The sequence below is a fragment of the Flagellimonas beolgyonensis genome (genome assembly GCF_003992615.1).
Taxonomy (GTDB): Bacteria; Bacteroidota; Bacteroidia; order Flavobacteriales; family Flavobacteriaceae; genus Flagellimonas; species Flagellimonas beolgyonensis.
Map to the genome: position 1 here is coordinate 343,115 of NZ_RZMY01000013.1, position 15,092 is coordinate 358,206.

13 protein-coding genes are annotated in these 15,092 nt (G+C 43.4%); 7 read left to right on the forward strand and 6 right to left on the reverse strand.

The features are described from left to right. The first annotated feature begins 29 nt into the window (after positions 1 to 29). A complete protein-coding gene (locus EO131_RS08275) occupies positions 30 to 380 on the forward strand; it encodes a four helix bundle protein (RefSeq protein ID WP_127020732.1) in 351 nt (116 codons plus the stop codon). Continuing rightward, positions 377 to 1,102 carry an RluA family pseudouridine synthase gene (locus EO131_RS08280; RefSeq protein ID WP_127020734.1) on the forward strand — a complete coding sequence of 242 codons (726 nt, stop codon included), beginning with the start codon at positions 377 to 379 and terminating at the stop codon, positions 1,100 to 1,102. Before EO131_RS08275 ends, EO131_RS08280 begins: the two co-directional genes overlap by 4 nt. On the opposite strand, the gene EO131_RS08285 is transcribed toward EO131_RS08280, so the two are convergent. Further along, positions 1,092 to 2,636 carry a hypothetical protein gene (locus tag EO131_RS08285; RefSeq protein WP_127020736.1) on the reverse strand — a complete coding sequence of 515 codons (1,545 nt, stop codon included), beginning with the start codon at positions 2,634 to 2,636 and terminating at the stop codon, positions 1,092 to 1,094. The genes EO131_RS08280 and EO131_RS08285 overlap by 11 nt on opposite strands. 145 nt (positions 2,637 to 2,781) lie before the next feature. Here EO131_RS08285 and EO131_RS08290 point away from each other — a divergent pair, with 145 nt between their 5' ends. Together EO131_RS08290 and leuB are read left to right on the forward strand one after the other, a co-directional pair. Beyond that, positions 2,782 to 3,954: a 2-isopropylmalate synthase gene (locus EO131_RS08290; protein WP_127020738.1), complete on the forward strand. Its 1,173-nt coding sequence runs from the start codon at positions 2,782 to 2,784 to the stop codon at positions 3,952 to 3,954. An 11-nt stretch (positions 3,955 to 3,965) separates the two neighbouring features. Then, positions 3,966 to 5,084 (forward strand): 3-isopropylmalate dehydrogenase, encoded by a 1,119-nt coding sequence (leuB, locus tag EO131_RS08295; RefSeq protein ID WP_127020740.1) that lies wholly within the window; start codon positions 3,966 to 3,968, stop codon positions 5,082 to 5,084. A gap of 6 nt (positions 5,085 to 5,090) precedes the next feature. Here leuB and EO131_RS08300 read toward each other — a convergent pair whose 3' ends face one another. After that, positions 5,091 to 6,329: a peroxiredoxin family protein gene (locus EO131_RS08300; RefSeq protein ID WP_127020742.1), complete on the reverse strand. Its 1,239-nt coding sequence runs from the start codon at positions 6,327 to 6,329 to the stop codon at positions 5,091 to 5,093. 129 nt (positions 6,330 to 6,458) lie between these two features. On the opposite strand from EO131_RS08300, the gene pheT reads away from it, so the two are divergent. Further along, a complete protein-coding gene (pheT, locus tag EO131_RS08305) occupies positions 6,459 to 8,873 on the forward strand; it encodes a phenylalanine--tRNA ligase subunit beta (RefSeq protein WP_127020744.1) in 2,415 nt (804 codons plus the stop codon). Here pheT and EO131_RS08310 read toward each other — a convergent pair whose 3' ends face one another. Then, a complete protein-coding gene (locus EO131_RS08310) occupies positions 8,874 to 9,410 on the reverse strand; it encodes a fasciclin domain-containing protein (RefSeq protein WP_127020746.1) in 537 nt (178 codons plus the stop codon). Positions 9,411 to 9,620: 210 nt separating this feature from the next. Here EO131_RS08310 and EO131_RS08315 point away from each other — a divergent pair, with 210 nt between their 5' ends. Next, positions 9,621 to 10,340: a hypothetical protein gene (locus tag EO131_RS08315; RefSeq protein ID WP_127020748.1), complete on the forward strand. Its 720-nt coding sequence runs from the start codon at positions 9,621 to 9,623 to the stop codon at positions 10,338 to 10,340. On the opposite strand, the gene EO131_RS08320 is transcribed toward EO131_RS08315, so the two are convergent. Further along, on the reverse strand, positions 10,337 to 11,965 hold the full coding sequence (locus tag EO131_RS08320; RefSeq protein WP_127020750.1) for an ABC-F family ATP-binding cassette domain-containing protein: 1,629 nt from the start codon (positions 11,963 to 11,965) through the stop codon (positions 10,337 to 10,339). The two genes, EO131_RS08315 and EO131_RS08320, sit on opposite strands and share 4 nt — an antisense overlap. Positions 11,966 to 12,119: 154 nt before the next feature. On the opposite strand from EO131_RS08320, the gene EO131_RS08325 reads away from it, so the two are divergent. After that, entirely contained in the window at positions 12,120 to 13,523 is a 1,404-nt protein-coding gene (locus EO131_RS08325) for a TlpA family protein disulfide reductase (protein WP_127020752.1), read from the forward strand. Between the two features lie 50 nt (positions 13,524 to 13,573). Here EO131_RS08325 and fsa read toward each other — a convergent pair whose 3' ends face one another. Both fsa and EO131_RS08335 read right to left on the reverse strand, forming a co-directional pair. Beyond that, on the reverse strand, positions 13,574 to 14,230 hold the full coding sequence (gene fsa, locus EO131_RS08330) for a fructose-6-phosphate aldolase (protein WP_127020754.1): 657 nt from the start codon (positions 14,228 to 14,230) through the stop codon (positions 13,574 to 13,576). A gap of 40 nt (positions 14,231 to 14,270) precedes the next feature. Further along, complete coding sequence (locus EO131_RS08335) at positions 14,271 to 15,080, reverse strand: SDR family oxidoreductase (RefSeq protein ID WP_127020756.1); 810 nt, start codon at positions 15,078 to 15,080, stop codon at positions 14,271 to 14,273. Positions 15,081 to 15,092 lie beyond the last annotated feature (12 nt).

Below are 15,092 nucleotides of genomic sequence, written 5' to 3' on the forward strand. Positions count from 1 at the left end.
CAACCTCCAATAACCAACAAATCAATAAAATGCATCGATTTAAAGATTTGGAAATATGGAGGTTGAGCAGAAAATTTTGCTCAGATATATACCAAACCACTTCATTATTTCCAGAAACAGAAAGGTTTGGTATTTCTAATCAATTGAGAAGAGCATCGGTCTCAATACCTTCAAATATATCAGAAGGTTGTTCCAGAAAATCAAATAAAGATTTCTCAAGATTTTTGGAAATCGCCATTGGCTCCATGTATGAATTGGAAACACAATTGTTAATTTCAAATGATTTGGGATTTATATCTGGGGAAAAAACAGAGGAGTTAATGCATAAACTTAGTACAATTATTAAGATGACTTCTAAATTCAAATCCACACTAAAGTGAAGTCCAAAAATCCAAATATCCAAGAATCCAATAAATCCAACCCCTCCAACCTTCAAGTTTTGTATGAGGACAATCACCTTATTGTGATCAACAAGCGTGTGGGCGACATTGTTCAGGGTGACAAAACAGGTGACACACCGCTTAGCGATGTAGTAAAACAGTACCTAAAAGAGAAATACAACAAACCGGGAAATGTGTATTTGGGGGTGGTGCATCGATTAGATCGCCCCACTTCGGGCATTGTGCTGTTTGCCAAAACCTCCAAGGCGTTGCCCCGACTCAACAAAATGTTTGCGGATGGCAGTACCCAGAAAACCTATTGGGCCATTGTAAAAAATCCTCCGGAAAAAGAAACCGATACGCTGGTCCACTGGATGGTCCGAAACCCAAAACAGAACAAATCCTACGCCCATTCCAAAGAAGTGCCTGAAAGCAAAAAAGCCATATTGGAGTACAAGGTGCTACAACAATTGAACAACTATTTTTTATTGGAAATTGATTTGAAAACAGGACGACACCACCAGATTAGGGCACAATTGACAGCCATAGGGTGTTGGATCAAAGGCGATTTGAAATATGGCGCGGATAGAAGTAATCCTGATGGGGGAATACATTTACATGCAAGAAGACTCCAATTGCAACATCCGGTGACCAAGGAAATTTTGACCTTTACCGCCCCACCCCCCGAGGACCCGGTTTGGGATGCCTGCACTAACGCGTAATCGCCAAAGCCTTTTCCCGAATGATCTGTCCCACCGGTTTGTTCTCTAAATGGCTTTCCAACCACGATAAAATATCCAAATAGAGGAAAGCCCGTTTTTCATACGGATGGTTCTCGTATTTCTTAAGTTCGTTGTACAGTTTTTGGAACTCATTTTTTAGGTCTGTGGGATAAATATCGCCAAGGTTTCTCAAAAACTTGATCATCTCTTTTTGAACGGCATGCAAGTCGTTCATTTTCAACAAGAATTTATAGGTGCTTTTAAGTTGAACTTCCAAATGGTAGTCCATTCCTGCTTCGTAATGGGCCACCAAGCTCAGTACGCGCGCAAAGCACATGAGATCCTCCCTCATTTTAAGGTTCTTGTTGGAAATGATCCGCTTCAGATAAACAATGCAGTTTTTATTGTCGCCATTTCCAAAGTACAAACAGGCAATCTTGTAATAGAGCAGCATAATGTGGTGCTCATCTATGCGCTGTCGGTGTTTTTTGATGCCATATTCGATAATATTCACCAAATACAGGCCTTTTTCAAAGGTACCTTCCAAAAAATGAAGGTTCAACTTGTTGGTATTGATATACAAAAAGGCCAGGGAGGCAATATTGTCGTTTTGGGGAAAGTCCGGGTGCTCCACCTGGGCTTCCAAACGGTCCAATGTTTCCTTGAACTGTGATGCATACTTCACAAAAAACAAAGCTTCCAACAGGTAATGGTTGCCCTTCAGAAAGAACACTGGGTTCAAGGCGATCATGTGTTCGTTGTCATAAAACAGGTCCACCCATTTACTGGCATATTTATAGGCAGAAAGAAAATCCTGGATCAAAAGGCTATACCATAAATGGGCCTTGTAGAGCCAAAGTTTTTCCCGAAATCCCAACGTATCGATGTCATAAACGGGCAAATGCTTCTCAAAATAGGACTTCACCTTGTTCAAATCCTCATCGCTTCGCACGTAGCCCACCTTCAGCATCATACTGTACAATTGCAACGAGAGGTTGGACAACTTACTGGTCATCACATTTTGTTCGGATAGTTCTTTGGCTTGTAAAGCCAACTCATCAGCACGATCTGGAATACTTCTTGTAATGTATTGGGTCTCGATTACTTTTTCGAGCTCCACGATTTCATAGGCCACATTCTTTTCCTCGTTCTCTATTGCGAAAGATTTGGCCTTATCCAATATTTTCAAGCTTTGCTTGTAGAGTCCCTTTTGGTAAAGAATGGTGGCAAAATCCAACTGTTCCCGAATCTGAATGCGCACATTTTGGTTCACCGGGTTCAACCTAAGGCTGACCAATATCTGTTTGTACAAGTGGGCCTTCAGGTTGGATAACTGTGCCTTTTTTACAATTCCGCTGTCCAAAATTTGCCGTTCATCATACGTCCGCATCTTGTCCAACAAGTTGAACAGTGCCAAAAACTTGGCATCCGTGTTCACTCCCAAACGGCCAACATAAAGCTTAAATTGGCGTTTTTCCGACTTGGAAAGGGATTTGATCAGCACGAACAACGCATCCTTATGGGCATTTGTCATCGTAAAAAATATTATTTAAAATATTGTATTTCAGTTATTTAAACTACTCGGTAAGTGCTTTAACGTTGTAACGTGACCCAGCCTACTTTTCATCTTCGCCCTTCCTTCTCTATTTTCGTAAGTCTTAGAAAAACAGATGGGAATAATGGGTAAAGATAAGGTACAAATTTTTGATACAACACTACGAGATGGAGAACAAGTTCCGGGGTGCAAACTGGACACGGAACAAAAATTGGTGATCGCCGATCGTTTGGATGAACTGGGCGTTGATGTGATTGAAGCAGGATTTCCAATATCCAGTCCCGGTGATTTCAACTCTGTACAGGAAATTGCCAAATTGGTCAAACACGCAACGGTTTGTGGGTTGACCAGGGCGGTGAAAAAAGATATCGAAGTGGCCGCTGAAGCCATCAAATTGGCAAAAAAGCCACGCATACATACGGGAATCGGAACTTCGGAATCCCATATCAAATACAAATTCAACTCCACACAGGATAAAATTATTGAGCGTGCCGTGGAAGCCGTTGCCTATGCCAAAACCTTTGTTGAGGATGTGGAATTTTATGCCGAGGATGCAGGCCGAACCGACAATGAGTATTTGGCCAGGGTTTGCGAGGCCGTCATCAAGGCCGGGGCTACCGTGTTAAACATTCCGGATACGACGGGTTATTGTTTGCCCGAAGAATACGGTGCCAAGATGAAATACCTAAAAGAAAACGTTAAGGGCATTGACAAAGCCATCCTTTCCTGCCACTGCCATAACGACCTTGGATTGGCCACAGCCAATTCCATTGCAGGGGTAATCAACGGAGCGCGGCAGATAGAATGCACCATAAACGGTATAGGCGAGCGTGCCGGAAACACCTCTTTGGAAGAGGTGGTCATGATTTTAAGACAACACCCATATTTGAACTTGGATACCAATATCAATAGTCAATTACTTTGGGACACCAGCCAAATGGTCTCCCAAAAAATGGGAATGCCAGTGCAGCCCAATAAGGCCATTGTGGGGTCCAATGCATTTGCCCACAGCTCCGGAATCCATCAAGATGGTGTGATCAAACAAAGGGAAACTTACGAAATCATCGACCCCAAAGATGTGGGCGTTAGTGAATCCTCCATCGTACTTACAGCAAGAAGTGGTCGTGCCGCTTTGGCCTATCGTGCTAAAAAAGTGGGTTACGAACTGACCAAGCTTCAGTTGGATGTGGTCTATGAAAACTTCTTGAAATACGCGGATAGAAAAAAAGAGATTGTTGATGAGGACATCCATGAAATTGTGGAAACCAGCAACATCAGCATTCAAAATATTGTTTAATTCCCCTTTTTATGAACCTAAAGATTGCTTTGCTTCCCGGAGATGGCATAGGGCCTGAGGTCCTGCATCAAGCGGTTAAATGTTTACAGGCCGTTGAGGAAGTCTTCAATCATCATTTTACGTTCAAAGAAGCTCCCGTGGGGGCTATTGCCATCGCCAAAAAAGGAGTTCCCCTACCCGATTCAACCTTAAGCTTGTGCAAAGAGGCAGATGCTGTATTGTTTGGGGCCATCGGAGACCCGAAATACGACAACGACCCCGAAGCCAAGATTCGTCCGGAACAAGGGTTGCTCCAATTGCGCAAAGAATTGGGACTCTTTGCCAATATTCGGCCCATTATGTCGCACCAGACTTTGTTGAACAAATCGCCCCTGAAGAAAGAAATCATTTCAGGAACAGATTTTGTGATCTACCGCGAGCTCACTGGCGGTATCTATTTTGGGGAGAAAAAATTGAATGCCGAGGGTACAGTCGCTTCCGATCTTTGTGAATATTCGGAAGAAGAGATCAGCAGAGTGGCCCATTTGGCCTTCAAAGCGGCAAAAAACAGAAAAAAGAAAGTCACCTTGGTTGACAAGGCCAACGTGCTGGAGTCCTCCAGATTGTGGCGAAAAGTAGTGGGCAAAATCGCAGAAAGCTACCCTGAGGTACAATTGGACTTTTTGTTTGTGGACAATGCGGCCATGCAGATCATTCTCAATCCCAAACAGTTTGATGTAATCCTAACCGAAAACATGTTCGGCGATATTATTTCCGATGAAGGCAGTGTTATTGGAGGGTCCATTGGTCTGCTTGCTTCTGCCTCTGTTGGCGAGGAAAATGCGCTTTTTGAACCCATTCACGGTTCTTACCCCCAAGCCAAGGGCAAGGATATTGCCAACCCAATTGCCTCCATTTTATCCGCTGCCATGCTATTGGAGCATTTTGGACTGCATGAAGAAGCTTGGGCCGTAAAGAAAGCGGTGGACAAAAGCCTTAAAAAGGGTGTGGTTACGCCAGACCTTAAGGCTAAAAGTCAATATGGCACCAATCAGGTAGGTGATTTTATTGCCCACAACATCGTTGATATTGAAGACAACTTCAACATGAACGATGAAAACATCGATTTGGGCAAATCCACAATCATTTAAACGCTGTTATTGCGCAACTTCTTGACCCGTCAAATCTTCCAGGGTTGCACGGAACTGCTCTTTAAACTCTTCAAACTTTTCTCCGGTTGCAGGACCATTGAAGCCGGTATGTATTTTTTTCACCTCCCCTTCCCTATCAATGTAAATGGTGGTCGGGTACGACAAAATATGGTTGAGCATGGGCAATTTTTCATTGGCCTTCTGCTTGTTGGATGTCCCATATTGAGCCAATAAGATGGGATAGGTCACTTCTTCCCTTTCTTGTAACCGTCGGATACCTTCGAAGGCCTTCTCCTCGGTTTTGGCATATTCAAAAGCAAGACCCACAAATTGGACATCCAAATCAGGGTTGTTTTTTAAGAAATCGACATAATAACGGGTTTCATCCAAGCAATTGGTACACCAGGTACCCATGATCTGTACCAACACGGGCTTATTGCGAAACATTGGATCGGAAAGACCCACCATTTTTCCCGACGCATTGGGAAACGAAAAATCAAATTTATCGTAGCCCTCCCTCAAGTAGGTAAGGTTGTCGGAATCGGGCAGTTCAAAAGCCTCGTTGCGTGCGCCCATAAATTCCTGTACCGCATGCCTGCCGGAATAGAATTTCCCGTTCAAGGTGCTATCGGTTACTTGGGCCAAAAATAGAAACACATGTGAACCATCAAATGCGGACAATTTCATGCTATCGCCAGAAACCACTCCCTCCAAATACCGGTAATCCCCGGTATTGGTTCGAAACGTGCCTTTTACCTTATTGCCATTTTGCATAAAAATGCCCTTGGCCGGATACTCATTTTCAGTGTTTACGTTAAAATAGGATTCCCAAATGCCTGAAATGTTCACTTTGGCGTTCTCTTTCACTTCAAAGCGTTCCGATGGTCCCTGCACGGCGTGGAAAGGCACCCTACGATCCTTGCTTTCCTCTATAAACTCCCCAACAATCTCGTTTTCGGTATAGGTGCCGGAAATGTGACCTTCGAATATGGGCATTCGAATATTGATTGAGTCGCCATTAAAACTGAATTCATCTACCGTAACCACTTCTTCTGCATTGTACATTTTCATGGTGTACTTCCCATCAGCATCCATGGCAAGGGTAAAATTGAAAGGCAATAGTTGACCTTCGGATACTTCCATTTTGGCAAGCCAATCACCCACGGCCAAACTTGTATTTTCCTGTTTATTACATGAGGTAATAAACAGGCTAACAACCAGTAACAGCAGTACTGTATTTTTCATTTAGTGAAAGATTTTTCTTAAAAGTAGCAAAACCATTTGACAAGAAACAACATCAAACGCCATATGACGGTTATTTCCGTTGAATCTGTTCCCCTATTGTTTTATATTTGTCCACTCTAAAAATGGGGTATGAAGATTTCTTACAACTGGTTGAAGCAATTTTTGCAAATTGATTGGGATGCACAAAAAACAGGTGAACTTTTAACAGATTTAGGTCTGGAAGTTGAAGGTATCTCACAATTTGAATCAGTTAAAGGTGGATTGAAGGGTATTGTGGTAGGTCATGTGCTTACGTGTGTACCACATCCAAATGCCGACAGGCTAAAACTTACCACGGTTGATGTAGGACAGGAAAGTCCACTGCAAATAGTATGTGGCGCGCCCAATGTGGCGGCCGGACAAAAAGTTCCCGTAGCTACCATTGGCACTACGCTGTATACCAAGGAAGGTGAAGCATGGGTAATCAAGAAAGGAAAGATAAGAGGTGAGGAAAGCCAGGGTATGATCTGTGCCGAGGACGAAATTGGCCTGGGTGACAGTCATGACGGCATTATGATCTTGAATGAGGCACTTGAACCGGGAACCCCATGTTCCAAGGTGTTTGATACGGAGAACGACGAAGTTTTCGAAATTGGCCTGACCCCAAACCGTGCCGATGCCATGAGCCATTTTGGCGTGGCGCGTGATTTAAAAGCAGGATTGGAACAAAAGGAGGTCATCAAGGAATTGGTAACGCCGTCCACCAGTAATTTTTCGATAGATAACCGCTCCCTTAAAATAGATGTAGAGGTCAAGGATAGCCACCGAGCCCCCAGGTATTGTGGCTTGACCATCAGCAATTTGATCGTACAGGAATCGCCGGATTGGCTGAAAAACCGATTAAGGGCCATCGGACTTTCCCCTATCAATAATGTGGTGGATGTGACCAATTATGTATTGCACGAATTGGGCCAACCGCTCCATGCTTTTGACGCTTCCAAGATCAAGGGAAACAAAATCGAGGTGAAGACTTTGCCTACAGGCACCAAGTTCCGCACGTTGGATGATGTGGAACGGGAACTCCATGAAGAAGATTTAATGATCTGTGATGCGGAAAAACCCATGTGTATTGCAGGAGTATTTGGCGGCTTATATTCCGGGGTTACCGAGCACACTTCATCCATCTTTTTGGAAAGCGCCTATTTCGACCCGGTATCCATTCGTAAAACAGCCAAAAGACATGGGTTGAACACCGATGCTTCGTTCCGTTTCGAGCGTGGCATTGATATCAACATTACCGAATATGCACTCAAACGTGCTGCATTGCTTATCCGGGAGATTGCCGGTGGCTACATCAGCTCCGAAATCATCGACCTATATCCAAAGAAGCCCCAGGACCGGCAAGTGTTCTTGACCTTTGATAAGATCAACAATCTTATTGGCCAAGAGATTCCCCGTGACAAAATCAAGGCGATTTTATCCTCATTGGAAATCCGAATCAACAATGTGACCGAATCTGGCTTGGGTCTGACGATTCCAAGTTACCGCGTGGATGTGACCCGTGAGGTGGATGTTATTGAGGAAATCCTTAGGGTCTATGGGTACAACAATATCGATTTCAAGGAAAAACTGAATGCCTCCATTGCCAAAACGTCCCGATTTGAGAACCACAGGATCCAGGACATCATCGGTGATATGTTGGCCGGTAAAGGATTTTATGAAATCATGACCAACAGTTTGGTTTCTGTTGATTCTTTAAATGAAGCCGAGACAACTTCAGCTGTAAAGATGTTGAACCCGCTAAGTGCCGATCTTTCAGTATTACGGACGTCAATGTTATCCTCTGGGCTACAGACCGTGGGTTACAACCATAACCGACAAAAAACGGACCTTAAGCTTTTTGAATTTGGCAAAACCTATCAGCACGATGGTGCCTATAAAGAAAAACAGCATTTGGCCCTTTACATTTCAGGAGAGCGGCACCAAGACAGCTGGGTGGTACCCTCCAGAAAAACTGACTTTTTCTATTTAAAGGGTATCGTTGATACCGTTTTGGCACGTTTGGGTTTCAATTGGTTGGAAAGCCACCCATGTACCGACGAACATCTGTCTGAAGGTGTTTCCTATGTGGCCAACGACAAGGTTTTGGCAACTTTCGGGTTGATTGGCAAAGCCGAGCTTAAAAAACACGATGTAAAACAAGAAGTGCTTTATGCCGACTTTGATTGGGACGTTATCCTAGAATCCATCAATACGCAAAACAAGGTATTCAAGGAAATTCCAAAATTCCCAGAAGTAACCCGCGACTTTGCCTTATTGGTGGATGAATCCGTTACTTTTCAAAAGGTGTACGACCTTGCTTGGAAAACGGAGAACAAACTATTGAAAAAGGTCAATTTGTTCGATGTCTATACCGGCAAGAACTTACCTGAAGGCAAAAAATCCTATGCGGTGAGTTTTACCCTATTGGACGAAAACAAAACGCTTACGGATAAGCAAATCGAGAAGATAATGGGCAAATTATTGGCCCAATTCCAGAAAGAGCTGGGAGCCGTATTACGTTGATTACATTTGCGTGGGCAGAATCACACTGTCAATCTCATGGACCACCCCAATTTTGGAATTTAGGTCCGCAGTCGTAATGCGTGCAGTATTCCCCATGGGGTCCGTCAGCACAATATCATAACCATCAAGGTGTGCCAATAATTTTTTACCCTGTACCGTTGTGAAACTGGCCTTTCCATTCCCCCGGCACATGGCACTCAAAATTCGGGAAGCCGTCAACTGTCCTGCCACTATGTGATAAGTAAGCAATGATTTCAAGGCACTTTTATCCTTGGAGTTCAATAATTCGGAAATCTTTTCACTGGAAAAACGCTCGAATGCCGCATCGGAGGGTGCGAAAATGGTAAATGGTCCGGCATTGTCCAATAAGGCATCCAATTCAGTGGCCTTTACCGCTGCGTTCAATATTTTATGGTTGTCCAAATTGGTCCCATTTTGGACAAAATCTTTATGTGATTCTTGATTGGAAATCTGGGCAGTTAGTGAATTGAAGGCCAAAAAAGCACAAAGTAGGGTTAGAATAATGGGGGTTTTCATGTGTATTTCTGTGACTTTGGGACTTGCTTAACTTATAATTTTACGATTAACTGCCAAAAACTTCGATAAGATACATCATTTAGAATGATTTTGGCGAATTTTTTCATCTTCAAATTTAATTTAACACATCCTTAACATATCTGAAATATGACAAATGTCATGATCAAAAATTCTATTCCTTAACTTTGAGGGAATTGCTAAGAAAAGTCTATGGAAATACAAAAAACCAACATTGAACGTAAGCTCCATCAAATCAGGAACAAACAGGCGGATGAGGCTAAAATTTTAGCCGAGGTTGAAGCCATTCTACAAAAAGATTTACAGCACGAAACCCAGATTTCCGATAACTTGAATTCCAACAAAAGTGGAGGTGGGAATGCTTTTGAATTTGATCTTTTGGAAACCGACAGAATTTTCCACATCGACCAAATCAGGGAAATCTGCATTGATTACCGATTGCGGTTTTTGAACAGTTCCTACTTTAAGGGTACAATTCCACAGTCAGCAATCCAAAGGATAAAGCAGTTGGAAAAGGAACATGACATTGAAATCACTGGGTTTAAAATTATGGCACCGTCCAAGTTGTTCAAGTTGGAGGACAAGGATGATCCCTTGTTGTTCGCTCCGATTGGAAACGACTACTTTTATTTGATCCATAAATGGGGAAATGATCTGCACCCGTTGCGCAAACTGATGGTTTGGCCGTTCAAGAATATTGCGAACTTGACCTTGTTGGTGCTATTGATCAGTTATTTTGTCACGCTGCTGGTACCCAACGGCTTGTTTTCCAAAAACAATAGCACTGCCGAATTTTGGATCATTTACTTTTTTATGTTCAAATGCATTGCCTCGGTGGTCATTTTTTACGGTTTTGCCTTGGGCAAAAACTTTAACCCCGCCATTTGGAACAGTAAATATTTTAACGCTTAGGCTGTAACCGCATACATTTTGTCGCGCTGCTCCTTTATGGACTTGTCCGACATGTAGTCATCAAAGGTCAAATAGCGGTCTATGGTACCTTTTGGTGTCAATTCAATGATCCTATTGGCCACCGTATGTACAAATTCATGATCGTGTGTGGTCAATAAAACGGTCCCTTTAAAGTTTTTCAGGGAGTTGTTGAATGCGGTGATACTTTCCAGGTCCAAGTGGTTGGTCGGTTCGTCCAATAGCAATACGTTGGCACGAAGCATCATCATGCGACTGAGCATGCAGCGCACTTTTTCACCTCCCGAAAGTACCGTACACTTTTTTAGGGCCTCTTCCCCACTGAACAACATTTTACCCAAGAATCCGCGAATGTAAACCTCTTCACGCTCCTCTTCGGTCTTGGCCCATTGACGGAGCCAATCCACCAAATTGATATTGTCCGTAAAAAAATCGGAGTTATCGGCAGGAAGATAGGATTGGGTTGTGGTAACGCCCCATTGGTACTTGCCACTTTCTGCCTTGGTTTTTCCTGAAATGATATCGTAAAAAGCGGTCGTTGCCCTAGAGTCTTTCGACAGGATGGCGACTTTATCGCCCTTGGCCAAGTTAATATTCACATCTTGGAACAAAATATCCCCATCGTCCGAGGTGGCTGCCAATTTTTCCACATTCAAAATTTGGTCTCCGGCCTCTCGCTCCCTTTCAAAAATAATGGCCGGATATCTTCTGCTGGAGGGCTTTATGTCTTCCACTTTCAGTTTATCCAACATCTTTTTACGGGAAGTGGCCTGTTTGCTCTTGGCCACGTTGGCACTAAAACGCTGGATGAATTCCTGAAGTTCCTTGGCCTTTTCCTCGGCCTTTTTGTTCTGTTGGGCTCGTTGGCGCGCCGCTAATTGGCTACTCTCGTACCAAAAGGTGTAGTTTCCTGAAAAAAGATTGATCTTACCAAAGTCAATATCTGCCACATGGGTACACACTGCATCCAAAAAGTGCCTGTCGTGCGAAACAACGATCACAGTGTTTTCATAATTGGCCAAAAAGTTTTCCAACCAGTTGATCGTCTCATAATCCAGGTCGTTGGTAGGCTCATCCATGATCAGCACATCGGGGTTGCCAAACAAGGCCTGGGCCAATAACACCCGAACCTTCAATTTGGAATCCATATCGGACATTTGGGTGTAGTGCAGGTCTTCGGTAATTCCCAAGTTGGAGAGCATGGCTGCGGCATCGCTGTCGGCGTTCCAACCGTTCATCTCTTCAAACTGTACTTGCAGTTCCCCGATTTTTTCGGCATTTTCATCTGTGTAGTCGGCATAAAGGGCATCAATTTCCTTTTTGATCTTGAACAAGGGCTTGTTGCCCATCACCACGGTTTCCAAAACGGTATATTCATCGTACGCATTGTGGTTCTGTTCCAAAATGGACATCCGTTTTCCCGGCTCTAAATGCACATGGCCCGAAGTAGGGTCTATTTGGCCGGACAACACCTTTAAGAAGGTGGATTTTCCCGCGCCATTGGCCCCGATGATACCATAACAGTTGCCATCGGAAAAGGTTACGTTCACCTCATCGAACAACACTCTTTTACCAAATTGAACAGATAAATTGGAAACTGAAAGCATGCAAGTATTTTTAATTTTTTGCAAAAGTAGCCAAAACCTATTCGTAATACCAACTAAAACCATTATTATTGAACGGTTTAAAAATTTGGTTTAACAACATTTAACGCACCATTAACAAGGTCAACTTTTTGGTATTGTTACATTTGTTAGCCTAATGGAACGTTCCCTTTATATGGTAAGACTTTTACTCGGCCTCACAATTCTCTCCATTATTTCCTGTTCTGAAAAATCAGAAACACAAACGTCCATTTACTTCGGAGGTGAAATTGTCAATCCTACCAGTGATTATGTAGTACTGTATCATAACGATGCCTATGTGGATTCCGTAAGGCTTGATGATAATAATCGTTTTGCCTTTAATCTTGACAATATTGAAGCGGGATTGTACCATTTTGACCATGCCCCAGAGCTGCAATATGTTTACCTGGAAGAAGGTGATAGCCTTATTGCCCGTTTGAACACGGTTGAATTTGACGAATCGTTGGTCTTTTCCGGCAAGGGCAGTGAAATCAACAATTTTTTGATCGAGATGTTCTTGGACTATGAGATGGAAGAACCTCTCATTGAAGATTTCTATGAATTAGATCCCAGTGAGTTCAGCATCAAGGTAGACTCGCTTCGCAACTTAAAAGTGGAACGTCTGAAGGTACTGGCCGAGGAATATGAATTCTCTGATCGTGTTTTGGCCATGGCCGAAGCTTCGATCGACTACAATTCCTTCATCAGCAAGGAAAAATACCCTTTTTACCACAAGAAAAAATTGGGAGAGGACACCTTTCACAATATTCCAGATTCCTTTTTTGCCTATCGAAAGCAAATCGATCTAAAAAACAAGGACCTTACCTATTTCAGGCCCTATTTCGATTTTATGAAATGGCACTTTGGCAACATTTCGTACATGACCTGCCTTGAAAATTGTGCTACCGAAAACCAACCGGTGAACGATCGATTGCACTTCAACAAGCATAAATTGGCCTTGGTAGACAGTTTGGTGCAGCAGCCGGAGTTGCGGGACATCCTATTCCGAAACATTGCGGTCGACTATTTGTTGAAAGAACACAACCCAAGTGCAGAAAGCCGAATGTTCATAGATAAGTTCCGTTCCCTTTCCTCCAATGATGAGCACAAGGAAGAAATCGATCTTTTGTACAGGGGCATCGAAAACCTTCAGCCCAACACCACCTTGCCCAATATTTTGCTTTTGGATGCCAACAACAAGGAGGTTTCCATTAAGGAAGTGGCCAACGGCAAGAAGCATACGGTATTTTACTTTTGGACCGCGGCGCAAAAGAAACATTTCCGCAATGTGAACAAACACATCACAGAGTTGGAACAAAAATATCCGCAATACAATTTCGTGGGTATTAATTTAAGAACCAGCTATCCCCAGTGGAAATTATTGGTCGAGGAATACAAATTGGACACTAGCAAACAATTTTACGGGGAAAACTTCAAAGAAATCCAAATGGCCATGGTCATCGATGCCTTGAACAAGTGCGTCATCGCAAAGGACTCCGTTATCGTGAATGGATTCGCCGATCTGTACAAATCCCTTTGACCAAAAAAGCCCTGAATTTCTCCAGGGCCCTTTCACATTTATATATTTTATTAGGAATTACCCTTTCGGTAATCTGCCAAGAATTTTTCCAATCCAATGTCGGTCAATGGGTGGTTCAAGAGCCCTAAGATAGATGATAAAGGTCCTGTCATAACATCGGCCCCAATTTTGGCACAATCGATCACGTGCATGGTGTGACGGATGGATGCGGCCAATATTTGCGTTTCAAAGTCATAATTGTCATAGATTAATCGGATTTCCGATATCAAGTTCAATCCGTCGGTAGAGATATCATCCAAACGACCTAAAAATGGAGAAACATAAGTTGCTCCGGCCTTTGCGGCCAATAGGGCCTGACCTGGTGAAAATACCAGGGTACAGTTGGTGCGGATCCCTTTATCCGAAAAATACTTCAACGCCTTTACCCCATCCTTTATCATGGGCACCTTAACCACGATTTGCTCGTGCAGTTCGGCTAGCTCCTCCCCTTCCCGGATCATGCCAGCAAGATCGGTGGCCACAACTTCTGCGGAAACATCGCCCTCAACAATGTTGCAGATATCCACGTAGTGTTTTAAAATATTGTCTTTACCTGTTATGCCCTCCTTAGCCATTAAGGAAGGGTTGGTGGTCACTCCGTCCAAAACACCCAATGCCTGGGCTTCCTTAATTTGGTCGAGGTTGGCCGTATCAATAAAAAATTTCATTCTTGATGATTTAAAATTATGGTTCTCTTAGACTATAAAACTACAACTTATAATGGTTGAGCAATAGCTTTTCATAGACTTTATCCGGCAAAATCCGTTTTAAACACAACGAAAATTTTTGGAGAAATGCTCCAACGGGATTGTGCACTTTGGGCGCTTTTTGGTTCATGATTTTATAAACGGCATGGGCCACTTGCATGGGGTCTCCCCCACTGTCCACATCCACATTGATGCCATCCAGGGTCTGTGCATATTTATCCTCGTAAGCGGAACCGTCGAGCACAGGGGCATGGTAGCGCCCAGCCGCAATGTTGGTAGCAAAGTCGCCCGGGGCCACATTGGTAACGGTTACCCCGAAATCCTTCACTTCCATGCGTAACGCCTCCGTGATCAGGCCCAACGCACCTTTGGTGGCCGAATAGAACCCGCGGAACGGTAATCCCATATACCCGGCAATGGATGTAATGTTGATGATTGCCCCACCTCCCTGCTTTCTCATTTGTGGTAGAACGGCTTTCATCATGTGTATTGGTCCATGGAAGTTGGTTTCGAAGACTTTCAAAATCTCTTCATGGGGTGTTTCCTCGATCGGTCCGGTAATGCCCACCCCTGCATTGTTGATCAGCACATCAATTCGACCTTCTTTGGAAACCACATCGGACACTGCCTTTTTAATGCTTTCCACATCCTTCACATCCAATTGGATCAAGGTAAAGGGTTCAAAATCGGGGTAGTTTTCAAGATTTCGGGTGGTGCCGTAAACCTTGCATCCCTTGTTGGTCAAAAAAGTGCCGATGGATTTGCCAATTCCGGAAGAACCTCCGGTAATGAATACCACTTTGCTTTCCATGATCGGTGATTT

What these genes read in the sequence shown, in the direction of transcription:
- EO131_RS08335 (WP_127020756.1), bottom strand. Translation starts at nt 15,080, where the DNA reads ATGGAAAGCAAAGTGGTATTCATTACCGGAGGTTCTTCCGGAATTGGC.
- EO131_RS08315 (WP_127020748.1), top strand. Translation starts at nt 9,621, where the DNA reads ATGGAAATACAAAAAACCAACATTGAACGTAAGCTCCATCAAATCAGG.
- EO131_RS08290 (WP_127020738.1), top strand. Translation starts at nt 2,782, where the DNA reads ATGGGTAAAGATAAGGTACAAATTTTTGATACAACACTACGAGATGGA.
- EO131_RS08320 (WP_127020750.1), bottom strand. Translation starts at nt 11,965, where the DNA reads ATGCTTTCAGTTTCCAATTTATCTGTTCAATTTGGTAAAAGAGTGTTG.
- EO131_RS08275 (WP_127020732.1), top strand. Translation starts at nt 30, where the DNA reads ATGCATCGATTTAAAGATTTGGAAATATGGAGGTTGAGCAGAAAATTT.
- pheT (WP_127020744.1), top strand. Translation starts at nt 6,459, where the DNA reads ATGAAGATTTCTTACAACTGGTTGAAGCAATTTTTGCAAATTGATTGG.
- leuB (WP_127020740.1), top strand. Translation starts at nt 3,966, where the DNA reads ATGAACCTAAAGATTGCTTTGCTTCCCGGAGATGGCATAGGGCCTGAG.
- EO131_RS08285 (WP_127020736.1), bottom strand. Translation starts at nt 2,636, where the DNA reads ATGACAAATGCCCATAAGGATGCGTTGTTCGTGCTGATCAAATCCCTT.
- fsa (WP_127020754.1), bottom strand. Translation starts at nt 14,230, where the DNA reads ATGAAATTTTTTATTGATACGGCCAACCTCGACCAAATTAAGGAAGCC.
- EO131_RS08300 (WP_127020742.1), bottom strand. Translation starts at nt 6,329, where the DNA reads ATGAAAAATACAGTACTGCTGTTACTGGTTGTTAGCCTGTTTATTACC.
- EO131_RS08325 (WP_127020752.1), top strand. Translation starts at nt 12,120, where the DNA reads ATGGAACGTTCCCTTTATATGGTAAGACTTTTACTCGGCCTCACAATT.
- EO131_RS08310 (WP_127020746.1), bottom strand. Translation starts at nt 9,410, where the DNA reads ATGAAAACCCCCATTATTCTAACCCTACTTTGTGCTTTTTTGGCCTTC.